Consider the following 23247-nt stretch of genomic DNA (forward strand, 5'->3'; position numbering starts at 1 on the left):
GCGGCCACGGCGGGTTTTGGTCGGTAAGAGCGGGGCAATTAATGCAAACTGGGCATCGGTCAATTCATGGCGAGCCATAGACACCTCCTGCCGAAGAGTCTACCATGGAATTATCAGACAGAACCTAGGCTTTGACATTTACCCATGGCCTCGTATAATGCCTATATGCGACCTTCACGTTCGGCCCAACAGGCAGCCCCACCAGCAGCGATGGTTCATCTCTATCGTGGTTTGATGGATCGCGCAGTCACTTGGCGTTCACGGATCGACACGCCAACTAACTGGGCGGTGGCCATTACGGGCACCGTTGCCAGCTTTGTGCTTGGCGATGCTGATCATCATCATGCCGTTGTGCTGCTGACAATTGTGTTTTGTATGGGCTTTTGGTTTATCGAAGCGCGGCGCTATCGCTACTACGATTTATGGGCTACATGGGTTCGTATCCTCGAAACTGATTATTATGTGCCATTGCTTGGCCAAAATACCCTCGCGGTTGATCAATATTGGCATAAATTGCTGATTACCGACATGAACACGCCCCATTTTAAGATTTCTACCGTCGAAGCTTTGGGGCGGCGTTTACGCCATAATTACATGGCAATTTTCTTGTTTTTGCTATTTATTTGGCTGCTTAAGCTGATGATTCATCCGCAGATTACCAATCGGCCATCACTGGAAACCTTCATTTATGATGCCAGTTTGGGGCCGTTCGGTGGCAAATTGGTCATTTTATCGGTCTTAGGCTTTTATGCATGCTTGATTATCATGGCCCTGATTACGATTCCCCGTTGGGGTTCGCGCACCGAGATGGTGGGCCATGAACGGGTGCTGCGCAAGCTCGCGTTGCCAGAAGCCATGCCAGTGGGTAAAGCCAAACGCCGAGGAGGGCGACGTAAATCATATGGAAAAGCCCACGACTAACCAGCCAACCGATCTCTGCATTATTATGCATGCTCACGCGCCGTTTGTGCGCCAACCTGGGCCTTCGAGCCATGGCGAGGAAGAGTTGCATGGCTTGATGGCCGATTGCTATATTCCGCTGCTGCGTGGCCTCGCCGACTTGATTGAGCAAAACAAAGCGGTTAAACTGGGCTTGGCTATTAGCCCCATCCTCTTGCATCAATTGAATGATCCCGTCGTGCAAAAGCATATGTTGCATCATCTTGATGAGGCAATTGCCCAGGCCGAGCGCCGCCTCGAAGCTGCCAAGGGTGGCGATGAACATAGCGCCTACCTGGCGCAATTTTATTTGCAATTGCACCAACGCACCTTACACGTGTTTGAAAAGCAGTGGAGCCGCAATATTGTGGCCATGACCCGCGAGTTGGTCGAGGCCGAAGCGCTCGAAGTGCTTGGCCATACTGCCACCTATCCCGTGCCGCATTTGTACGATCGGCCAACTCTGCGCACCCAAGTGGAAGTTGGCACGATTGCCTTGATGCACATGCTCGGCCAACCCCCAAGCGTCCTCTGGAGCGCCGAAGATCCAGTTACGCCAGAATGGGAGCAGATTCTTAAGCCGCTCGATATGCGGGCCTTGGTGGGTACTGCCAACCCTGAATTGCGTGGCCAAGCGCTTTCGTGGCTTTCCGAAGCCCGCCAAACTGCGGTGATCACGCCTGATCAGCGTTTGTTGACCCATATTCGCTCGGTTGGCTTGGGCTATCCTGGCGATCCATTGTATCGCGCGCCGATGCTAATTCCGCTCGATGATGGCATGCTGAGCCGTGATGGCAACGCCTATGATCCGTTTTATGCCTATGCCCGTGCTCGCCAACATGCCCGTCATTTCACTGCCGTGCTAACTGAAACTGCTAGCAACGGCCAGCCGCTGGTGATTGTGGCCGATATGGAATTGTTTGGCAGCGGCTGGTTTGAGGGTGGGCTGTGGCTGCGCACCTTGCTCGAAGAATTGCCAAGCCATTTTCGCTTGGTCACCCCAAGCACGCTGCTCAAGCGGCATAAACCAAGCGTCGTTGTGCCACCGCAGCATTTTTCGGGGATTATTGATGGTCGTTTGAGTGCCGCTCATCGTCAATTGCAAGCTGCGGTTGCTGAATATCCCCAAGCCTATGGCGACCGCGAACAGGTGCTCAACCAAGCGGCTCGCGAGTTTTTACTGGCCCAATCGGGCGATTGGGATCGTTGGGTTGGTACGCCAGGCGCTGATTATGCCAATGCTCGCCGTAGCGACCACCTGCAAAAGTTCGATTGGCTGATGCAGTTGTTGCCCCATGAAACCTTGTTGCCAGTTGCAGCCCGTGAATTTGCCGCCTTACAAGAGCGTGACAATCCTTTTCCCACCCTGAATTATCGGTTGTTTGGGGATTTTGAACGATGACGACCTACACTTGGCTGGGCCACAACCAGCCCCATCTTGATACGCTGTTCGTTCATGACCTTGGTTCGATGGTTTTTGCAAGTTTTGGCGGGGTAACTGCCCAAGGTGCGCACAAAAACGAAGATGCCGCTGCAATCTTCATCGATCCTGCTGGGGCATGGGAATTGGCTTTGGTGATCGATGCTCATCATTCGGCCCAAAGTGCGCAGCTGATTTTAAACACGGTGGTTGAAGCAGAAAGCCAATTGCGCGATTGCTTGAACCAACCCTTGAATCAAGCCTTTTTTAGCCTTGATCGGGCTTTGCTCGATTTGTTTCGCAGCAATAGCTTTCGGGCGCGCTGTGCCACAATTCAAGGCGAAGCATCGTGCCTGTTTGTAGCGCGCAAAGATGAATACGTTTGGTATTGGGCGGTCGGCGATTGCATTGGCTATATTTTTCACCCCAGCATTGCGCGGCTTGGCGAGATGCAGCTCAATCAACGACGCTTCTACGAATGGATTGGCAATGTGAATACCTGGGATGGCGTGTTGCCCTCGTACTCCACCGGCATTCGTTTGCTGCAACCTGGCCTTACCACGATGATGCTTACCAGCGACGGCTTGCTCGAATGCGGCAAGCGCCCATTTGAGCAACCAACCACCTTGTATAACACCGTTTGTTGGCAGCATAGCACTCTGCCCCGCGCCGCCCGCGCCTTGCTCGAACGCGTGCAAACTGAAGGCGGTCGCGATAGTGCAACCGTCATTTTGTGGCAATTCGATAGCACATGGGCTGGAATGAATCGCGACTTCCGTTAAACTCCAAGCGTTTGTTGGTATGCCTGCTCAAGCGTTTGTTTGAGAATGGCGAAATGGGTGACAACTTGGCCGACTAAGATTGTTTGAAAAAGCGGGGCAACCAAACGCAACCACAGCGGCAAAAAGCGAATCTGGCTGCGCATCGTGAAGGTGGTTAAGCCATCCTGCTCGCTAAATTCATAGCGCACCAGACAGATCATTACGCCATGCGAGGTAATTGTGAACTCCATCGACTCATGCGGCGTGTAGGCTGTGATTTCGATCAACGATGAAAATTGTAGCGCGCCAACGCTGGCAAATTGCTCGTAGATTGCGCCCATGCCATGGCCGCAAATTCGCTGCGACGAGGCAAGCGATGGCCACCATTCAGGATCATGTTCGAAGTCGCTGATATAGCCAAAGCAAAACGCTGGGGGGGCGGTAATCGAGCACGTATTTACAAATGAAACGTGACCAATAGGCATAAATTTATTCTCCACAAAACAAGCTCACTCCGCTTGCAAGGCGTCGTTGGCCAAGCGTTCAATCAAGCTGCGCATGCTGGGATCGACCTGGGTATGCTGGGCCAAAAATTCGACAATTGCCAAGGCTGAGGCTGGGCTATGCTGATAGCCTTGCACCCATGCAGCCAGCAACGGCTTCAATTGTGGCAAGCGTTGCTCAATGCGGCGTTCGTTGGCAAAAACATCGCCAGCAGCAAGCCCAAATTGTGGCCATGTGCCAATTAATTCTAGCACCCGATCGACCGCAAAATGTTGGATAAAGCGCTGCGCCGAAAGCCACTCGCCACGCTGATAGCGACATAAACCAATATACAAACAGGTTAATGCTTCGCCCAACAACCATGCAGGCTGCTGCCGATTGGAGGTTGGGAGCGCAAGCTGTGGTAAGGCAATTGTCGCATCAACATGGGCTGCTTGCCAAATAATCTGGCCTGGCGCAAAGGGAATATTGGGCAATTCTGCTGGCTCGAACACCGCAAACTCACAAAAAATCTCGTCACTATAGAGCAGTTTATAGCCATCGACGGTATTTTGAAAGGCATAACTAATTGGCTGAATCGCCGCTAGCCAACTAAGATCATTCAGAAATTGGGCTTTGCTGCCAGGTTCTACGATCGCAAAAAAATCCAGATCCGACCATTGATCAAGTCGTTCGCGTTCCAAGCCAACCGAGCCAAGCCCGATTAAGGCCAAGCCATGGCCAGTTGCTGCCAGCGCTTGGCCAATCGCAGCTAAGCGCTCTAAAATTTGTTGGGGGGTAGGCATGGCGCGCCTCCATCAATTAACGTTTCTGATAAATAATCATGCGATCAGGAATGCTGTAGAGTTGCTGCCATTGGCTTTGATCGCGAAAGCCAGCTGCTGGCCAGCCCATGCGGGCTGAATAATGCTGATCCCACACGACCAACGTGCCCGATTGCATTGTTTCGAGCTTGGGCACGCTCCACCAAAGTTTATTGGGCGCTTGGAGTGGTAATTTTTGAAAATAGTAAAACCAGACGTGGGTTGCATAGACTGGTTGCGCTTGCGGTTGGTTTTGGGCAATCCAACGTTGGGCTTCAAGGCTCGCTTGGGCCTCAAGATCAACCGGAATCGGACGCAATTTGGCGGGCAAACTCAAGGCAACCAACACAAACACTGCTACCAACGGCCAGAAAATTTGGGCTGGGCCAACCCAGCGATTGAGCGCTGTCTGGACAATCTCAAGGCCTTGGGTTGCCCAGATAGCAACCACAAAGGCAAATGGGAGCAGAAAATAACTGTAACCGCCTGATGCAAACAAGCCAAAGCGATAGATCACCACGTGGCTCAGCAGATAGACCACGCTGGGCCAAACAACGACCCAAACTTGGCGCTTACGCCAGCTCCAAGCTGCGGTAGCAACCACCAAAACGACCAATGGCCAACCAATGCCTGCCAATAAATCTGGGCCGAAGTGCCACCAAGTGCCCGAGCCATAGAAATCGGTTGGTTTTGGCTCGAAGAAAATCATCCATGGCCGATTGCCCAATACTAGCCAACACAACCCATAATAAACCAGCATTGGCAAGCCACTAAGCAAACCTGAGCGCCAATCACGCTGTGCTAGCCGATAGAGACCCCAAAGGCCAAGCAGCAATAGGCCTTCGTGGCGCATTAATGGCAAACAGCCAATTGCCAGCGCGGCCCAAAGCCAACGCCGATTGAGGCTCGCATAGGCAGCCAAACCCAAACAAACAGCATAGGGCAAGACGGTTGTCGCATAGGCAAATTGGCTGACCCACGGCTGAAGATAGACAAACAAGGGCACAAGATACCAATAGCGCAGCCCTACTTGGCGTGCAATCAACAGATAAAGCCCAGCAGTGAGCGCGGTCATGAGCACCGCAAAGGCCCGCGCCACATACAAACCACCAAGGGCTGCTGGCATATAAAAAAGCGTGTTGCCAAAGCGGCCCCATGTATCCAACACAAAGGCTGGCTGCTGCCAAGCCCGTTGCGAGATCACAATATGGCCAACTTCATCTTGCACAATCGTGCTCAGTGGCGAAAAATAGGCCAACATGCCAATCCATACCGAACCAAGCACAATTAGGATGCCACTTATCAGCCAATAGCGCCGCTGCATACAACACTCCTCCAATTTGGGCGATTCAGCCTCGTATGGTAGCATACAAGTCAGCCCTAAGCCGCATAGCAATTGTGTCATCGTATGTCACAATGCTGCTGTTTACTAGCAAGCGCATTGCATAGCGTCAAGCAAGGAGGGTTTATGCCCAGCTATCAGCTTGCCCAACTAAATATTGGCACGATTAAAGCGCCCTTAGATAGCCCATTGATGGCCGATTTTACCAATAATTTGGCTCGGATTAATGCTCTGGCTGAGGCAAGTGCTGGCTTTGTTTGGCGTTTAAAAGATGATTCTGGCAATGCGACCGATTATCGCCCACTCGACCCGCTGACGATTGTAAATATGTCGGTTTGGCGCGATCTCGATGCCTTGATGCAGTATGTCTATCAATCAGAGCATGTTGCGCTTATGCGGCGGCGCAGAGAGTGGTTTGAACGCATGGATACGGCTTTTATGGTACTCTGGTGGGTTCCAGCAGGCCACGAACCAACTGTTGCTGAAGCCCTTGAGCGTTTGGAGCATTTACGCGCCAATGGCGAGAGCAGTGCTGCGTTTAGTTTTCGCAAGCCATTTGCCGCACCCGACCAACAGCTTGTAGCTGAGGCTTAATCAATGCCTGAACTGTATTTACGCCCACTTGAAGAGGCTGATCTAGCTAGCTTTTTCGCACAGCAACAAGATCCAGTGGCAATTCACATGGCTGCCTTTACTGCCAAAGATCCCAGCGATTATGCTGCGTTTCATGCGCATTGGCAAAAAATTATGGCCGATAGTAGCATCATCAAGCGGGCAATCATCTGGGATAATCAACTGATTGGCCAGATTGCTCAATTTGAACAATTTGGCGAACCAGAAGTGACCTATTGGCTTGATCGGCACTTTTGGGGCCAAGGGCTTGCCAGCCAAGCCTTGCACTTATTGCTCAACGAAATTAAGCTGCGGCCATTGTTTGCCCGTGTTGCCCAAGATAATCATGGTTCGCTGAAAGTATTAACCAAAGCTGGCTTTCAGATTATTGGCGAAGATTCGGGCTTTGCGAATGGCCGTGGTTGCGACGTAGCCGAATATGTGCTGCGGCTTGATTGATTCACCCCACGTTCGAGTTGGTAAGAGTTTGTTTTTTTAGGAGGATAACGCAATGACACAACCACCAATGCCACCCCAAGGTAACTATCAATTGCCACCCCAAGGCAACTATCAAATGCCAACCAATCAGCAAGCTGGCGGCAACAAAGCCAAAGCGCTCTTGATTGGGCTGGCTGCTGTTGTTTTGGGTGCGATTGTTTGGGGCTTATTGGCTTATTTCACCGAACGAATCTTCTTCTATGTTGCTATTTTGATTGGGATGGGCATTAGCTATGCGATGATCTCGCCCTTTCGCAAGCCTGTTTCCAAGCCGATTCTTTTTTCCTTAGTCGTGCCAGCAATTCTTTTTACCTTGCTTTCATTGGAAATCGGTAGCTTGATTACCTTGGTAATCTTTGTGCAACGTGAGTTAGAGGGTTCAATTCCATTAGGCCAAGCAATTTCGTTTGGCTTCGAGGCACTCTTCAGTAGTGAATGGCTCGCCAGTAGCGATCATATTTTGACGGTCGTCTTTGGGGTCTTAGGGGCTGGTTTAGGCTTCTACAATACCTTGAAACGCTCATAAGCTTAACCTACAAGGCGGGGCTAGTTTAACCAGCCCCGCCTTGGTATTTAATTTATTTATTGGTCAGCAATTGCTCTAAGCGATCAACATAGCTTGCCAACACCCGGAAGGCGGCCTCAACTGGCTCGGCTGAAGCCATATCAACCCCAGCCAATTTCAGCGCATCCAACGGTGCCAACGAGCTACCAGCGCTCAAGAAGGCCAAATAGTTGCTTTGGGCATCGGGCTTGCCTGCCAACACACCTTCGGCCAAGGCATGGGCCGCGGCAATCCCTGTTGCATATTGATAGACATAGAAATTGGCGTACATATGGCCTGAGAAGGTGGCCCAGGTAATCCCCATGCGGTCTGCATCGGGCACAACTTCTTCGCCATAGCCTTCGCGGAACAAATCGAACATGATGCCGTTCAGGGTGGCGGCGGTTAATGGCTCGCCGCGTTGGCCGCGTTCGTGAATTTCAAGCTCGAATTGGGCCAAAATTGGCATGATGAAGAAATAGCGATGGAAGTTGCTCATGGCTTCTTCGATCAAGGCAATTTGGAAATCTGGGTCTTGGTTGGTGTTAAACAGGTGGTTGCGCACCAAAGCTTGGTTGAAGTTTGAAGCAACTTCGGCCACAAACAAGCCATAGTTGCTATACACCGTTGGTTGGTTTTGCCAGGTCAGATACGAGTGCATCGAGTGCCCAAGCTCGTGGGCCAAGGTGCTCATGCCAAAAATATCGTTGTTGTAGTTCATCAAGATATAAGGCGGCGTGCCTTTCCAGCCACTCGAAAATGCTCCGGCGCTCTTGCCTTTGTTGGGGTAAATATCAACCCAGCGATCGTCGAGCAAGCCACGTTTGGCAACGCTGGTGTAGCCTTCGCCCAACGGTTTCATGCCTTCAATAATCCAATCGACTGCTTCGGTATAGGGAATATCAAGTTTTTTGGTGCTCAATGGGGCTTTGATGTCGTAAACGTGCAGTTGATCGTAGCCCAAGGCTTCACGACGTAAGCGCCAGTAGCGATGCCAAGTTGGGTAGTTTTTGCGCACTGTCGCCACCAATTGATGAAACACATCGGTTGGGATGTTGTTTTCGCCAAGCGCTGCCGCCAAGGCTGAGCTATAGTTGCGCACTCGAGCATTAAAAACATGTTGTTTGACACAGGTCGCCATACAATTGGCCATGGTGTTTTTGTTGGCCAAGTGGGCATCGCTATAGTTTTCAAAGGCGGTGCGTCGCACTTCACGATCGGGGTCGGTGAGCAATAAGCCAATCGTGCCTTGGGTCAATTCCAATTCGGTTGCATCAGGGCCATGAGCTGCTGGATAGGCCAAATCAGCATCGGTCAAAATGCGGTGGGTCGAGTTGGCCGAGTCAAAGGCATCGCTGACCAAGCCCAACACTTGCTCAACTTCTGCTGAACGCACATGGGCTTGGCGGCGCTCAACTTCGTTGAAATATTGGCCATAGCTGACTAAATCGGCGTTTTCTGCTTGCCATTGCTTCAGTGTTTCAAAGCCAATGCCAATAATTTCTGGCTCGATAAACGCCGAGCTTGCCATTGTGCGAGCATAGACACCTAAGACTCGATCCATTTTGGCTTTGGCAACTTGATCGGTGGTATCGACGCTATAGAAGAGGCTGGCATAAATATAGAGCTTGCCAACCCGCTCGTTGAGCTGATCGGCATAGTTTAGCGTTGCCAAGAGGGTTGGCGCACCTTCAGCCAAACGGCCTTGATATTGTTCGATCTCAGCAATCGATTGAGCATAGGCATCGAGCGCTTGTTCCCATTCAGCATCAGAAGCGAAAACTTTGGTTGCATCCCACGTATCGGCGAGGGCTACTTCCTGACGAGTTGGGACTGTTGCAGCGGTTGTCATTCCAAAACTCCTTCAACACACAGGTTTATGGCAATTGGCAACGATTATTCATCGTCATCATCATCAAAATCATCGTGATCATCGTCAAAATCAGCTTCGATGTCACCATTCGCAGGGCGGAGATTCAGGCGATGTAACAAGCGCACCGCCAACGCCCAGCCAGCTTCCGAAAAGTCCATGCTTTGTTTGTCGTGGCTCTTAGCCAACAATTCAAGCATCGCCCGATATTGGGGTGGCAAGCTGAATTCGATTGGCAAACTATAACTGCCATCAGCATTGATGCTGCTATCGATTTCAATATCTGCATCGTAGGTGGCGTGGGCATAGCCCAATAATACGGCGGCATCTTCGCTCAGGGTCGCTAATTGCGCGCTATTATTTGGCAAACGCTCAATCCGAAAATAATCGCCGCCAGTCCGCGAACGGCGACGACGAGCAGCTCGATGTTCTTCAAAGGCCACAAATAAGCGTGAGCCGTTGGCTTGGGCTTCGACAGCTTGCCAGGTTAAGGTTTCGCCATCAAAGCGAAACCATTGATCGCGTGCTCCAGTTTCGATTTGCAGCAGATTGCCTGGTGCTTGCACATTGGGCATTTCTGGCAGCCGATCGATTTTATCCTTGAGGGTGACAACCCGATAATTGCGGGTGCGCAAACGGGCAATCAAGCCCAAGCCGCGTGCCGATGTGAGGGTAAACGAGTGGCCGTTGACCGTGCCCTCGCCACGTAAAATCGGAATCATTGCCGTATCGGCAATTAAAAAGGTATTGACGCTCACTTCTTCAAGATCTGGCCGACGAACCATCTAGGAATCCTCCTGAATTCGGTTAAGATAGGGTGCTGCGTAGGCGTGGCACATGGCAACGGCAAGGGCATCGGCGGCATCATCTGGCTTGGGAATATGATCCAAATTGAGGGTCATTTGCACCAGATGTTGCATTTGCTTTTTGTCGGCGTTGCCATATCCAACCACGGCCTGTTTCACAGACAACGGTTTATATTCAAAAATTGGTAGTTTGGCTTGGCGCAACGCTAGCAAGGCCACGCCCCGCGCATGGCTTACGGCCATGGCAGTTGTCACATTTTTGGCAAAAAAGAGTTCTTCAACTGCCGCAACTACAGGTCGATACTCGGCCAAAACATGCGCTAAATCATTGTAAATGCTCACCAAGCGATCAGGCAATGGCTGTTTGGCTGGTGTGGTAAAAGCGCCATAGGCAACCATGCTCAAATCGCTGCCATCAGCCTCAATAATGCCCCAGCCCATAATTGCCGTGCCTGGGTCAATCCCGATAATGCGCATTGTGTTTCCTCAATGATCGTGCTGCTTGCATTATAACGGCTTTCGCTATTCCGCCCGTCCGCGTCCCGTGTCGCCATAGCCAGTCAATTCAACATAGCCATAGCCCGTCGCATTGCCGCTAATTGCCACCGAGCCTTCCCAATAGCGAATTGTCAGCGGCATTTCTTGGTTGGCAACTTGGGGCGTAATGCTCAATTCAAGTTGTTCGCTGGGCATGCTCAAGCGCCATTGGCCTGGATACTGAATGCCTTGCGCGCTTTGCCATTGCTTGGTTACTTCGAGGGTTAGCTCGCTTTGGGCAATTTTGCGGGTCGAGCCATCGGCCAAGGTCAGTGTTCCGCCCGATAAATGGTTGATCGAGCCATCTTGATTACGAATATTAAAATAGGTGATTTCACGTTGATCATCAAGCTGGATGGCAAACCAATCCCAGCCAACCGCTTGATCTTCGAGTGCCCCCGAACCCCATTCGTGATCCATCCATGCTTTGCCAGTCACGGCAATTTCACGACCATCAATGTTCAGTGTGCCGCTGGTGGTCATGTTGGTCAGCGAATAATAATACGAAGCATTGCCCAACTCAGCGCCTTTTTGGCTTAAGCCACGATCGCCTTGCAAGGTTGGGGTTTTGCTCGATTCAAGTTTGAGGTTCAGCGCAATTGGGGCTTGCTGCGCTGTAAGCTGCATGGTCATTCCTTCAGGGCCGCTACCAACTGCCTGCCAATCTTCAACAAACACCTTGAAGGGATCTCCAGTTGCGTTGGCGAGTTGCGGGTTGCCACGCATAAAGCGTTCGAAGGCATAAAAGCGTTGATTGGCCACATCGGTTAATCCCAAGTGGGCCATATAAATGTCGCTGGTTGCCAAACTCGCCGTGCGACTAATCACTTGATCGGTGGCGGCTGAGCGAAAAAAGGTCAGCTGAAAGCCAAAACGCTGGCCATCAGCACTCACCAAATTGCCAGTGTAATACCACCATTCGGTGCGATAACCTGCATGCACCCCATGATCTGCAGGAAATTGAAATGGCCGTGGCTCGGTTGCACGCACATAATCGCCCTGATTGGCTTGGCTCAGCATCCCAACGGCGCTGATCGAGGTTTGAATTTCGGTTTGGCTTGGTTGCAACAGCCACCAAGCGCCACCTGCAAGTAAGGCCACAATCAGCAATGAACCTATAACCAAACGTATTCGCATACGATATACTCCTTGAAAACAGCAACGCATCCAGTCCAATCCTGGATGCGTCACATAGCAATCGTATCACGAAATCTGCTTAGGCGAATAACCAAATTAGGCCGGCAATCACCAACGTAAGCAAACCAAAGAGCCAAAAAATGCGCCGTTGAACGCGTGAAACGCCACTAAAATCAAATGCCACTTGATAGTTGTTGGTCGCTGGCAGTTGTTGCAACAACAATGGCCATAGTTTGGCGATGTTTGCCCAGCGCAATGGATTGATAATGACAATCGTATCACGCAGATCTTCGCTTGCTAAACGCCGTAGTTGTGGCTCTGGTAAATTGGCATAGGGCTGGCGCAAAATTAGATAGGGCAGGGCTAGCCCCGCAATGCTCTGCAACGTGCCAACTCCTGCAACCTGCTCCCAATCAATCGTCACTGGCTTGCCTGAGTGCTTGATGATCAAGTTGGTTGCGCTGATGCTGAGCCGCTGATTCAGCCCCCGCCCAAGCCAAATCAGGATGCCGACTAAAAATAAGAGGCCAATCCCGAGTTTTACGCCTGGCTCGCTCAAGGCTTGCACGATCAGCATAATCAGCAGTGCACTAGCAATCCCAATAAAGCCAATGGTTGGCCACCAAAAACGCGGGCGAATGGTTATTATGTGTTTGGTCATGGACTATTGTAAGCTCCATGCTAGCAATGCTGCACCTAAACCAAATATAAAAATTGCATATGGAAATATTTTATTCCAGCTTTTGCCAGCTATTGGCACAAATAATTGGTTTTTAGGTTTAAAGCTAACTTTTGTTTGAATATGTTTAATGATTCTTGTATGATTTTCCCAAGCATCTAAAATAATCGCTCGATTACGATAATATTTGGGTAGATTTTGGCTATAGGGTAAATTTGGTAATTTCAAAGTTTGATTTAATGTAATATAATGAAAATTACGATGGTAATTTGTGAATTCTTGGATGCCTTCAATGTCATTCCAAGATATAAAAATATCCTTTTGAAAAATTTGGTAAATAAGTATGCCATCATTATTAATAGATAATCTAGCGTATAGCCTATTGATCATATTAATCAGGCCAAGCGATAGATAGAAACATAAAGATAATATTGTTTTCAATTCAAATGTATTATCGAAAAATAGAAATATTGGTAATAAAATACATATAACAATACCAATTAAGATTAATCTATGATCTTTTGTTCGAAAAACTTCGTTTTGCATATATGAAATCCTTTATGGATTTATAATCCTAGCCCCAAAGAATAAGCAGCGGAATCATAATTGGAATCATAATTAGCGAAAAGAAAAACACTCGTTTCGTATAGTCCGAAAAACTAACCGTAAAAGGCACAATCAAATTATTATCTGCTGCCGATTGCATGTTTTGTTCTGCCAAATGCTTAATTTGCTGATGATTATCCCATTCTTGCAACATTAATGTACGCCGATGATATGGTTTGGGGATAATCGAAGGAAAAAGCGAATCCAACAAATCAACATCACGCTCAAAAAAGATATATTCAATTGGCCGATTGGATAGAATAAAATAGTGTAGATTTGAAATTTCATGCCATTTTGCAGTTTTAGTAGCATTAAATAAGCGTTTAACCGTAATCCCGTGTTCATCGACGATTAATTTTCGATAGTATTCGCTCAATAAAAAATACGCATACAACACAGACATAACAATAAATAGTACTGGAAATTTTCTCAGATTAAACATTGTTTTATAGACGATAATCATAATAATCAATAGAACAAACCAGCCTAATGTGATTAACATTGTCTTTTTAAGCTTAGCTGCCCTAAATGTCATCGGTTGCATAAATCCCTTGCCTAAATCTGAATATTGAATTGAACCCGAACTTGGTCGAATGTTTGCTGTTCGAGCTGCTGCTTGATCGATTCAAGCAATTCTGTGCTACGCTCCCAGCGATCAAGGTACATCACGCGATAGGCATGATTATCGTTTGTCAGTTGGTTAATCAGTTGCTCGGACACCAATTGGTTGGCTTGCTGCACGACCAAATATGGCCGCGGCTCGTGATCATGCTCAGTATAATTGATATAGGCAACCTCGTTCCAGCCAACCAGCGTGCGCTGTGGCATTTGATACATATCGAGACCTTGCTCGCTCACAATAATTCGTTCACGCGATTTCCAGAAGAGATTGATTAATAGCAAAACTAAACCAAGATTAATCACATATAATTCAATTTTTGCTGGCTCGCGAATAAGCCATAAGCCAAACGCTACCAATAAAAATCCACCAATCAAGCCAAAATTTGGTAGTAATAAATGGTCACTACGTTTAAAAATATGTGTTTGCATATTTAGCTTAATCTATATTTGAATAGATAAAAAATAACCATTAGAAAAAATAAATATGTGGAAATTTAACCGTATTTTACGAATATAGTTACTTAAAACAACAATAGAATTGTCACTGTTGTTACAATAACCCCAATAAGCATCACAATTAGGGCAAGCTTGGTGGTTGCAGTTTCTCGGGTGCTGGTAAATGGCACAAACAGCTGATTTTCTGAGCTTGTGGCTGGCAGTTGCTGCTTGATTAATGCTTGCACTTTGCTTGCTTGCTCCCATAGATTAAGAATTAAGGTTGTTGCTTGGTTGGCTTTTGGTACATCGGCATATTCTAATGGCTCGACAAGTGGAATTGGTTTGCGCAAGACTAAATATTGCACTTCACGCGTGCCAAGCTTAACCTGCTGCTGCCCAAGAATATCGGCCCACTCAATTTGAATCGGTTGGCGAAAGATACGCCGAATAACCAAGCCATCTTGATCAATCAATAAGCGCGTTGTTAAACCATTGATTTGGCTTAGGATGAGAATAATGCATGAGCCAAGTACGAATAGGCTGCTATAAATATTTGTCGCTAGCCAAATTCCAAGTAAAATAATCGCAACTATCAAAACAAACAGCTTTGTTTTATACTTTGCTAATTTGAATATATGCTCTTCCACAGCCTTTCCTTTCTCATTTTTAAATCAAATATTAAATTGAACCAATAATTAACATGGCAATTACATTTACGATAATAATATAAAGATTGATTTTATCGTAATACATAAAGCTTTTTGGATATTTTTTAATCTCTGGAATGACATAATATGAATCATGATTTTGATATACTCGATGATAAATTGCTTCAAACAATTGCTGCTGTTTATTCCAGCCTTCAAGGGTAATGGTACGTTGTTGTTGCTCAGGTTTTACTTCCAGCAGCTTAACGTTTGGAAACTTAGCAATCGGCTCACGCAGTACGATAAAGGGAATCAAGCTGAAGCGTTTCCCATTGGCAATCCCTACTGATTCGATTGCATTCCAAGGAATAAACGCTCGCTGCCAGCCGCGCCGAATCAATAAACCACTATCGCTAATGCGCAATAAGGCGGTTGCTTGAACGAGACTTGGTAGCGCCATCGCAAGAAATAGCCATATGATGGTTAATCCCGAGAACTCAAACGACTGACCAATTGTATACATCAAAAATAGAATGACCGCCAAATAGGTTATGCCATACAGGCGATAGGCTGAGCGAAAATTCAGTTCGGATGGTTTAATCGAATCGTTTGTTTCTAGCATGGTGTCTCTCATTGCTCAAATCAATCGCTAGCCATTACGTCGGTAGCTGTTTGAAGGTTACACGCCTTAGCGAAACGTGTTTAAGCTGAAAAGCACGATTGCAATACCGATCGCAATAAGCAATGGTAATGCTTTGCGCAGATTGCGATCAACCGTAAAGGGCACAAAAAGTTGATCAGCTGGACTTTTTGCTGGCAAATGTGGCTCGATTAATGACAATAAGCGAGTTGGTTGCTCCCAAGCCTCAAGAATAAAAACATTCGCCTGAAATTCTTTTGGTATAAAGATCGGTCTAAGCGTAGGAATGGCTTTCCGCAAGAGAAGATAGCGCATCTCACGCTGGCCAAGGTTGAAATAGTGTTGTTCAAGAATGTCGTCCCAAATAATGCGTACATCCTTACGAAACAAGCGCCGAATAACCAAACCATCCTGATCAACAATCAATTTGATGCTTAACTCGTAGATTGTGCTGGGAAAACTGACGAGAATGAGCAGCGTAAAGATCCAATTCAGATCAAAATTACTATAGATTAATATAATAAACATAAGTATTTTGACGAATCCGATGGCAATGATTAATCGATAATTGCTTACTTTAAACGTAACTGAATTCACGTTAGGATCCATATTTCGCTCCCAAATAAATAAAAATTGAAACGACAATGAAAAAATAGCAGAGATTGAATTTTTGATACGAGTAAAATCTTGGATGGGTTTTTGAGAAATTTGGAATGACCTGCCATTTGTGATTCTCGATATTGACGCAGACATGCAAGGCTTTGGCGATTAGCTTTGAATTGACCCAGCCTTCTAAGGTTAATGTTCGTTGCTGTTGTTCTGGTGTTAGTTCTTTGATTTTTATGCTTGGTAAGCCTTTAATCGGCTCGTACAAGACGATATATGGCATATGGATGCGTTTACCAACTACGCCGATGCCGAATGCTTCGACTTGCTCCCAATTAATTGCAAAGTATTGCCAGCCCCGGCGCATTACCAAGCCGCTGGCACTAAGATCGAGATACGAAATCGCATTCATGGCAAATGGCATAGTCCCAATCGGAATAATGATGAGCTTCCAGAGGCTAGTCCAATCAAATTGCCACCTAATGGTTGTAATCATCAAAATGTATAGGATCAAAGATGTAATGACTAATCCAATTTGGATGCGTTGGTAGGGTGGACGTAAACGATATTTCAAGGATGCTGATTGCATACGTTCTCTCTGTATTCAGCAGAATCTCGATTATTACGTTGGTAACGCAACAACGTTGCGGCAGCAACCAGGCTGGCTGCTGCCGTAGGCAATGAGCCTAGATACCTTGGCTTAAAATGGTGTCGATCATAGGTCCAAGCTCTTCAGTGGTAATCCCACCTTCGTACTTGTTGACAATCGTGCCATCTTTGCCTAGCAAAAACAGCCATGGCTCGCTTTGCAAGCGCCATTCGCTCATTGCTGGCACCAACAACGGCGGATTGGCTTGAACTGATTCGCTAAATGGAAATTTATAAACTTCAACATGGATGAAGTTCATTTTATCACCATAAGTTTTTTGCAAACTGCCCAAAACCGTGACGCTTGGGCCGCAAGTAGCGGTTTTGCAAAAGCCTGGTGTGCCAAACAAGATAGCGGTTGGTTTGCCGCTTTTAATCGCATCGGCAATGCTCAATTGATATAAGGCTGGGTTTGGTTTGGGATCAGAGCTAATTTGGCTGAGATCGGGGTTGGTTTTCACGGTTGGAGTATCAACCGCAATTGCCTTGCTGCCAAGCGCCGGAGTTGGATCTTGGGCGAGGACTGAAAGCCGCAGGGTGCTGACGGTTGGGGTTTGGCCTGGCAAGGTGGCCTCGACTTCAACGCCCCAATCGCCTGCCTGTTTAAAATCGGGGTAGGTTACGTAGATGCCTGCTGGCAAGCCTTGGCCAAAATACTCGGCGCTGCCTTCGCCTGCAACTTGGGTTTTCTCAGCATCGGTGCCATCAAGATAGTACAAGCGGAGTTTTACTTGCACTTTGGGATCGTTGATTGGCGAGCCATCGACGATCAAGCCAATTGGCAAGCGATTGGGGCCGACGACCAAATTCGATGCCGCCAATACTGCTTGCACGCGGCTCTTGACCACGGGGGTTGCGGTTGGGGTCGCTGCGCCACAGCCCACCAAGCCAACAATAATCACACCATATAGAATACGCCACCAACGCTGCATACTTGTGCTCCTCATACGGATTAATTGGTTATAGCTGCCAGCCAAAAATACTGACAATATTCACTCTAGCACAGATTCAATCGAAGACTATCAGTTACGCAACCGACCAAGCGCTCAGCCAGCTAAGGGCTATGCTACAATCGGGCTACAATTGCGATGCCCTAGCAAGGAGGCTGTGATGTCGCTGTATTTTAATCCCGATCATGAAATGTTTCGCCAAACCATCCGCCGTTTTGTCGAACGTGAAATCAACCCTTTTGTCGAGCAATGGGAGCATGAGCGCTGTTTCCCAGGCCATGCACTCTTTAAAAAATTAGGCGAATTGGGGGCGTTGGGCGTTTCGTACCCTGAAGCCTATGGCGGGGCTGGCCTCGATTATTGGTATAACGTGGTCTTGGCCGAGGAAGTTGGCCGCGCCGATTGTGGCGGTGTGCCAATGGCCATTTTGGTGCATACCGATATGGCCACCCCAGCCTTGGCCGAATTTGGCAGCGACGAGTTGTGCCAGCGCTTTTTGGCTCCCGCGATTCGCGGTGAGTTGATCGCCGCTGTCGCCATCTCCGAGCCTGATGCTGGCTCCGATGTAGCGTCGATTCGCACCCGCGCCGTGCGTGATGGCGATGAGTATGTGATCAATGGTAGCAAAATGTGGATCACCAATGGCACCCAAGCCGATTTTATTACCTTGTTGGCGCGCACCAGCGACGAAGCAGGCTTCAAAGGCATGTCGTTGATTATTGTGCCAACCAACACACCGGGCTTTCATGTTTCGAAAAAACTAGAGAAATTGGGCAATCATTCCAGCGATACCGCCCTGTTAGCCTTCGATGATCTGCGCGTGCCAGTTGCCAATCGGATTGGCGAAGAAGGCCAAGGCTTTGTGCTCCAAATGCAGCAATTTCAAAAAGAGCGCTTAATTGGCTCGGTTTCGGCGGTTGCAGGCATGGAACGAATTGTTGCAATGACGATTAATTATTGCCGTGAGCGCCAAACCTTTGGCAAAGCCCTGATTGACAACCAATATATTCATTTTCGCTTAGCCGAGTTGTTGACCGAGATTGAAGCCCTGCGCCAGCTTAATTATCATTGCACCCGTTTGCTGATCGCAGGCCACGATATTACCAAAGAGGTTTCGATGGCCAAACTCAAGGCTGGACGCTTGGTGCGTGAAGTGGCCGATAGTTGTTTGCAATTCCACGGCGGTATGGGCTATGTTGAGGAGTATCCGTTGGCGCGCTATTTTCGTGATTCGCGCTTGCTCTCAATCGGGGGCGGTGCTGATGAAATTATGTTGGGGATTATTGCCAAATATGCTGGGATGATTGGCAAGCGTCGGTAGTTGCGATTGGTATTCACCACCCTTCCGTCCCGCCTCAAGGCAGGCAACGCAGGGGGGGTGCAGCCCCCTGCACCCCCTGAAGGACAAGCAGTGGTTACTAATCGTTAATCGATGAACTTGACATTCTTCGATCACAGTTGAGCACTACTAGCTACCAACCTGTATAAATTGGAGCTGAGTGCAACGTATCAATTCTGATCTTCGACCAACATTGGCACGCGAATGATGATTTGGGTGCCTTCGCCAGCAGATGAGCGAATTTCAAACGAGCCGCCAGCGAGGGTTGCCCGCTCGCCCATATTCAACAAGCCAAACGAGCCACGTTCTTCATACGAGGTCGTGATGCTTTGCAGATCAAAGCCGATGCCACTATCGCGCACAACTGCCGTCAGCATATGGCGCTCGCTATCTTGAAACAGCTCGATCCAGACCATCGAAGCTTTGGCATGCTTGCGGGCATTATTCACTGCTTCTTGAATGATCATAAAGGTTGCGGCGGCAGTTTGCGGGGCCAAGCGGCCAACGAAATTGCCCGGCGTAAAACGCACTTGCATGCCCGAAGGATCGCGGAATTTGCTGGAGTATTCGTGTAAGGTTGCAATCAAGCCCTGGGTTTCGAGTCCCAGCGGTCGCAACTCAAACAACAGGGTGCGCAACTCTTGATAGGTTTTTTTGACCAACGCGGCTAACGAATTCAGCTCATCTTCAACCCGCTCAGGCATTGCGTGCATCAATTTTTTGATAAACTCAATATTCATCGAAATCGCTGCGATCGATTGAGTTGGGCCATCGTGCAAATCGCGGTTGATCTGGTGGCGCACTTCTTCTTCTTTGCGAATCAAGCGATCGCGTTCTTCCTTGAGTTTTGTGTAGAGATTGGCGTTTTCAATCGAGATTGCTGCTTGGTTGGCCAGCATGGAAAGCGTGCGCAAATCGTGCTCGGTAAACGGGCCGTTGCGCTTGTTGACTGCCTGAATCACGCCGACGGTGCGCTCGCGCGAACGCACTGGCACAGTCAGAATATTGCGGGTTTGGTGCGAAATATCGCTATCGACTTGGCGATAAAAGCGCGCGTCGTTCTGCGGATCATCGACGATCAAGCCTTGGCCGTGGGTTACAACCCAGCCAGCAAAGCCTTGGTCCATTGGCATGCGATAGGAGCGTAATTCTTGGTTATTGCTCGATGGCGTTTCAAAATAGAGCTCTTTGTGAACGTCATCAACCAACAGCAACGAGGCGCTTTCGCTATCGACAATTTGGGTAACTTTTTCAATAATCGTGCGCAACAGGCTGCGCAAATCGATGTCGCTGGCAATCGATTGGCTAACTTGATAAAGCAAATTCATCTCATCAAGCTCGCTGCGGGTGGTGTTGAGCAAGGCCACCCGATCGGCAGCTCCGCCTGCAACGCCCACCAAAAGTAGCGCCAATTCGCCCTCGTTTTCTGGGGATACGCGGTCGGCTGCGACGATTAAGTGTAATAGGCCAACCTCAGCGTCGCCAGAGCGCAAAGTTAATTCGACCAAGGCTAGCTCATCGTTAATCCCATAGACCCCTAAATCCTGCTCGCCGCCAGTGGTGCGCTCAAACACCGATCGGGCCTGTTCAATCATCTCATGGCCATCAGCGGGCAATTCGCCATGCTCCAACGAAAACGGCGCATTCATCGGATCAATATAGAGCAATGCGCCCGCTTGGGCTGGCCAAAATTCAATTAAGCGTTGCAAAAACGATTCAAGCAATGCTTGCGGATTTTGGTAGGCCGTTGCGGTGAGCAACTGACTAAATGTTTGCCAGCGTTGAGCATCGAGAGTTATTGATGGCATTAGCGAGCCTCCTTGCAGTATCAACTCAATCTACCCTAGCCGTGCAACAGCGTCAAGCCTTGAGCATTGATGATTTGGATTAGCAATTGTGAGCAACCCAAACTCAATCAACTAATCGTTATGCTGATTGAGCGTGGATGCTCAAGCGCGCAACCCAAGCCTTATTTCCAAAATAGATAGCGCGCGCCGATGATAAACAAAAATGCCCCATAGAACTTTTTCATGGTTGCTGATGAAATTGGCGCAGCAATTTTGGCTCCAAAAAAGGTTCCGATCAACAAGCCAATTGCAATAATGATCGAGGCTCGCCAATCCAAATTGCCTTCTTTATAGTAAACAAACGCGCCTAGCAAACCAACAGGCAAGATCTGTGCGCCAATTGAGGTGCCAGTGGCAAACTTTTGGTCAAGCGCCAGCAACAAGACCATGGCCGGAACCATAATTGCGCCGCCACCAATCCCGAACATTCCGCCAGCCACCCCAGCGACCAAGCCAATCAGTAGCAGATTGATAATCATGCCAACACTTAGGGTAATCACGCGCTTTTGCTCCTTTGGTTGCTGATCCATTGATTCCTCCATTGACAGCTTGACGCTATAATAGCGCAAACCGACAACTAACTTAGCACCGAATAGGAATCTACTTTGGAATTATTATATGGACGAAATGCAGTTTTAGAGGCCTTGCGCGCTAATCGCCGCAAATTGGGTCGTTTGCTGGTTGCCGATGGCATCAAAGAAGGCGAATCGATGCAGGCAATTAATGCTGTTGCCCGCGAACGGCGGATTCAAGTTGCCAAAGTGCAGCGCGGCGAGCTTGATAAACGCACAGCTGGCGCCAATCATCAGGGCATTGCGCTTGAATGTGGGCCGTATCCGTATGTTGAGGTTGATGATATTATCGAGCTGGCCCGTGAGCGCGGCGAGCAACCGCTAATTTTAATTTTCGACCACTTGCAAGACCCGCAAAATATTGGCACGCTGATGCGCACCGCCGAAATTGTGGGCGCGCATGGCATTATTTTTCCCGATCGGCGCTCGGCCAGCATTACGCCAGCAGTGATTAATGCCTCGGCTGGCGCGGTTGAACATTTGTATGTCGCCCAAATTACCAATATTTCCCAAACCATCAAGCACCTGCAAGACTACAATATTTGGGTTGCTGGCGTTGAGGACGATGAGCGGGCGGTCGATTTTGATCGGGCGAATTTGCGCGGAGCTTTGGCCTTGGTGATTGGCGCTGAAGGGCCTGGCTTGGCCCGCCTAACTCGCGAGCGCTGCGATTTGTTGTTGCGTTTGCCAATGCGCGGCAAAGTTGCCTCGTTGAATGCCGCCACCGCAGGCTCGATTATTCTTTATCACGCTTGGCGAGTGCGTGCACAGTAGAGCATAGAGCATAGAACATAGAGCATAGGGAATTTGGCTATAGGCTATGGGCTAGCGGAACATTTTTCTCGGATTCTCACAATTGTGCATCCTATAGCCAAAAGCCTGTAACCTCATCCTTCGTGGAGCAAGCATTCAACGCAGAGGCGCAGAGATTGTGTGGCTCTTGGCTATGGGCTAGCGGAACATTTTTCTCGGATTCTCACAATTGTGCATCCTATAGCCAAAAGCCTGTAGCCTCATCCTTCGTGGAGCAATCATTCAACGCAGAGGCGCAGAGATTGTGTGGCTCTTGGCTATGGGCTAGCGGAACATTTTAAAGGATTCCTGCAATCTGCATCCTATAGCCAAAAGCCTATAGCCTTATCCTTCGTGCGCTTCGTGTCCTTCGTGGATCAATCACATCGCCCGTGGAGAACCCCATGCTACGCAACAACGAACTTTGGATCGCGATTGCCATCGCGGTAACATCAACGATCATCGCGCGGTTGCCAGTGCTGCATTGGCTGGTGTATCCGTTTGAGTTGTTCAATACTTTTGTACATGAGCTTGGACATGGCTTTGCCACCCTGCTGACTGGCGGCAAATTTGATCGCTTCGAGGTGTATGCCAATGGCGAGGGCGTGGCTTGGACGGCTGGCGGCATTCGTTGGATTGTGGCGAGCGCTGGTTATTTAAGCAGTGCTTTGGTTGGCGGAGCTTTGCTGATTCTCTCGGCTCGTGGCATTAGCGCCAATCGGGTGACATTAATTATTGGGATTGCGCTGTTTGTGCTGTGTGGCTTGTTTGTGCGTAATCTGTTTGGCATTTTGGTGGGCGTGGTGCTAGCAGGTGCGTTTATTGCCGCCAGCTACAAATTGGCCTTGCACTTGAACGAATGGCTATTGCTGATTTTGGGTGTGCAGACCATCTTAAATGCGCTCGATAGCTTATGGGATTTGCTGCGGCTCTCATCATACCGCCGCCATGTCACCAGCGATGCCTTAATTATGCAGCAAGCGACAGGCGTGCCAGCAATTTTATGGGCTTTGGTTTGGAGCGGTATCGCACTGTTAATTTTGTGGCAAGCGATTCGATTTGCCTACTTCCGTGACATTTAGCCCATTC

The 23247-nt window shown here is 48.7% G+C and carries 27 protein-coding genes; 9 read left to right on the plus strand and 18 right to left on the minus strand.

Going from position 1 to position 23247, the window contains the following annotated elements:
* The first annotated feature begins 144 nt into the window (after positions 1-144).
* Genes SE18_RS20775 through SE18_RS20785 form a run of 3 tightly spaced genes read left to right on the plus strand, consistent with a single transcriptional unit; the run spans position 145 to position 3141 of the window.
* Positions 145-921: a DUF2270 domain-containing protein gene (locus tag SE18_RS20775; protein ID WP_054536395.1), complete on the plus strand. Its 777-nt coding sequence runs from the start codon at positions 145-147 to the stop codon at positions 919-921.
* Entirely contained in the window at positions 902-2341 is a 1440-nt protein-coding gene (locus SE18_RS20780) for a 1,4-alpha-glucan branching protein domain-containing protein (protein ID WP_054536396.1), read from the plus strand. The genes SE18_RS20775 and SE18_RS20780 overlap by 20 nt, the downstream gene beginning before the upstream one ends.
* Positions 2338-3141: a protein phosphatase 2C domain-containing protein gene (locus tag SE18_RS20785; RefSeq protein ID WP_054536397.1), complete on the plus strand. Its 804-nt coding sequence runs from the start codon at positions 2338-2340 to the stop codon at positions 3139-3141. The genes SE18_RS20780 and SE18_RS20785 overlap by 4 nt, the downstream gene beginning before the upstream one ends.
* Here SE18_RS20785 and SE18_RS20790 read toward each other — a convergent pair.
* Genes SE18_RS20790 through SE18_RS20800 form a run of 3 tightly spaced genes read right to left on the minus strand, consistent with a single transcriptional unit; the run spans position 3138 to position 5751 of the window.
* Positions 3138-3605: an SRPBCC family protein gene (locus SE18_RS20790; RefSeq protein ID WP_054536398.1), complete on the minus strand. Its 468-nt coding sequence runs from the start codon at positions 3603-3605 to the stop codon at positions 3138-3140. The two genes, SE18_RS20785 and SE18_RS20790, sit on opposite strands and share 4 nt — an antisense overlap.
* A 24-nt stretch (positions 3606-3629) precedes the next feature.
* Complete coding sequence (locus SE18_RS20795; protein ID WP_054536399.1) at positions 3630-4409, minus strand: hypothetical protein; 780 nt, start codon at positions 4407-4409, stop codon at positions 3630-3632.
* Positions 4410-4425: 16 nt separating this feature from the next.
* Positions 4426-5751: a hypothetical protein gene (locus SE18_RS20800; RefSeq protein WP_054536400.1), complete on the minus strand. Its 1326-nt coding sequence runs from the start codon at positions 5749-5751 to the stop codon at positions 4426-4428.
* 144 nt (positions 5752-5895) lie between these two features.
* On the opposite strand from SE18_RS20800, the gene SE18_RS20805 reads away from it, so the two are divergent.
* The 3 genes from SE18_RS20805 to SE18_RS20815 are packed head-to-tail and all read left to right on the plus strand — an operon-like array spanning position 5896 to position 7405.
* Positions 5896-6363, plus strand: coding sequence for a DUF3291 domain-containing protein (locus SE18_RS20805; RefSeq protein ID WP_054536401.1), 468 nt, complete (start codon positions 5896-5898; stop codon positions 6361-6363).
* 3 nt (positions 6364-6366) lie between these two features.
* The gene (locus tag SE18_RS20810) at positions 6367-6840 is read left to right on the plus strand and encodes a GNAT family N-acetyltransferase (RefSeq protein WP_054536402.1); all 474 of its coding nucleotides are present in this window, start codon (positions 6367-6369) and stop codon (positions 6838-6840) included.
* Positions 6841-6892: 52 nt separating this feature from the next.
* A complete protein-coding gene (locus tag SE18_RS20815) occupies positions 6893-7405 on the plus strand; it encodes a hypothetical protein (RefSeq protein ID WP_054536403.1) in 513 nt (170 codons plus the stop codon).
* 52 nt (positions 7406-7457) lie between these two features.
* Here SE18_RS20815 and pepF read toward each other — a convergent pair whose 3' ends face one another.
* The 13 genes from pepF to SE18_RS20880 form a co-directional block, all read right to left on the minus strand.
* Positions 7458-9275, minus strand: a complete 1818-nt coding sequence (gene pepF / locus SE18_RS20820) for an oligoendopeptidase F (RefSeq protein WP_054536404.1) — start codon at positions 9273-9275, stop codon at positions 7458-7460.
* Positions 9276-9319: 44 nt separating this feature from the next.
* Entirely contained in the window at positions 9320-10078 is a 759-nt protein-coding gene (locus tag SE18_RS20825; protein ID WP_054536405.1) for a hypothetical protein, read from the minus strand.
* A complete protein-coding gene (gene ruvC / locus SE18_RS20830) occupies positions 10079-10576 on the minus strand; it encodes a crossover junction endodeoxyribonuclease RuvC (RefSeq protein WP_054536406.1) in 498 nt (165 codons plus the stop codon). It abuts the gene before it with no gap.
* Positions 10577-10621: 45 nt separating this feature from the next.
* Entirely contained in the window at positions 10622-11773 is a 1152-nt protein-coding gene (locus SE18_RS20835; protein ID WP_054536407.1) for a lipocalin-like domain-containing protein, read from the minus strand.
* 79 nt (positions 11774-11852) lie between these two features.
* Entirely contained in the window at positions 11853-12434 is a 582-nt protein-coding gene (locus SE18_RS20840; RefSeq protein ID WP_054536408.1) for a hypothetical protein, read from the minus strand.
* A gap of 3 nt (positions 12435-12437) precedes the next feature.
* The gene (locus tag SE18_RS20845) at positions 12438-12998 is read right to left on the minus strand and encodes a hypothetical protein (protein ID WP_054536409.1); all 561 of its coding nucleotides are present in this window, start codon (positions 12996-12998) and stop codon (positions 12438-12440) included.
* A gap of 28 nt (positions 12999-13026) precedes the next feature.
* Positions 13027-13602: a hypothetical protein gene (locus tag SE18_RS20850; protein WP_152976709.1), complete on the minus strand. Its 576-nt coding sequence runs from the start codon at positions 13600-13602 to the stop codon at positions 13027-13029.
* Between the two features lie 11 nt (positions 13603-13613).
* Entirely contained in the window at positions 13614-14108 is a 495-nt protein-coding gene (locus SE18_RS20855; RefSeq protein WP_054536411.1) for a hypothetical protein, read from the minus strand.
* 92 nt (positions 14109-14200) lie between these two features.
* Positions 14201-14764, minus strand: coding sequence for a hypothetical protein (locus SE18_RS20860; protein ID WP_054536412.1), 564 nt, complete (start codon positions 14762-14764; stop codon positions 14201-14203).
* 31 nt (positions 14765-14795) lie between these two features.
* Complete coding sequence (locus SE18_RS20865; protein ID WP_054536413.1) at positions 14796-15386, minus strand: hypothetical protein; 591 nt, start codon at positions 15384-15386, stop codon at positions 14796-14798.
* Positions 15387-15452: 66 nt separating this feature from the next.
* Complete coding sequence (locus tag SE18_RS20870; protein ID WP_152976710.1) at positions 15453-16001, minus strand: hypothetical protein; 549 nt, start codon at positions 15999-16001, stop codon at positions 15453-15455.
* Between the two features lies 1 nt (position 16002).
* Positions 16003-16599, minus strand: a complete 597-nt coding sequence (locus SE18_RS20875) for a hypothetical protein (protein WP_054536415.1) — start codon at positions 16597-16599, stop codon at positions 16003-16005.
* A 97-nt stretch (positions 16600-16696) separates the two neighbouring features.
* Positions 16697-17590, minus strand: coding sequence for a hypothetical protein (locus SE18_RS20880; RefSeq protein WP_054536416.1), 894 nt, complete (start codon positions 17588-17590; stop codon positions 16697-16699).
* Between the two features lie 184 nt (positions 17591-17774).
* On the opposite strand from SE18_RS20880, the gene SE18_RS20885 reads away from it, so the two are divergent.
* Entirely contained in the window at positions 17775-18929 is a 1155-nt protein-coding gene (locus SE18_RS20885) for an acyl-CoA dehydrogenase family protein (protein ID WP_054536891.1), read from the plus strand.
* A gap of 188 nt (positions 18930-19117) precedes the next feature.
* On the opposite strand, the gene SE18_RS20890 is transcribed toward SE18_RS20885, so the two are convergent.
* Positions 19118-20755 (minus strand): GAF domain-containing sensor histidine kinase, encoded by a 1638-nt coding sequence (locus SE18_RS20890; RefSeq protein WP_054536417.1) that lies wholly within the window; start codon positions 20753-20755, stop codon positions 19118-19120.
* Positions 20756-20916: 161 nt separating this feature from the next.
* Complete coding sequence (locus SE18_RS20895) at positions 20917-21324, minus strand: sulfite exporter TauE/SafE family protein (RefSeq protein ID WP_201783519.1); 408 nt, start codon at positions 21322-21324, stop codon at positions 20917-20919.
* Positions 21325-21399: 75 nt separating this feature from the next.
* On the opposite strand from SE18_RS20895, the gene rlmB reads away from it, so the two are divergent.
* A complete protein-coding gene (rlmB, locus tag SE18_RS20900; protein WP_054536418.1) occupies positions 21400-22140 on the plus strand; it encodes a 23S rRNA (guanosine(2251)-2'-O)-methyltransferase RlmB in 741 nt (246 codons plus the stop codon).
* 422 nt (positions 22141-22562) lie between these two features.
* Positions 22563-23240, plus strand: coding sequence for a M50 family metallopeptidase (locus tag SE18_RS20905; protein ID WP_054536419.1), 678 nt, complete (start codon positions 22563-22565; stop codon positions 23238-23240).
* Positions 23241-23247: the final 7 nt, after the last annotated feature.

Origin of the sequence: Herpetosiphon geysericola (genome assembly GCF_001306135.1) — a bacterium.
GTDB lineage: Bacteria > Chloroflexota > Chloroflexia > Chloroflexales > Herpetosiphonaceae > Herpetosiphon > Herpetosiphon geysericola.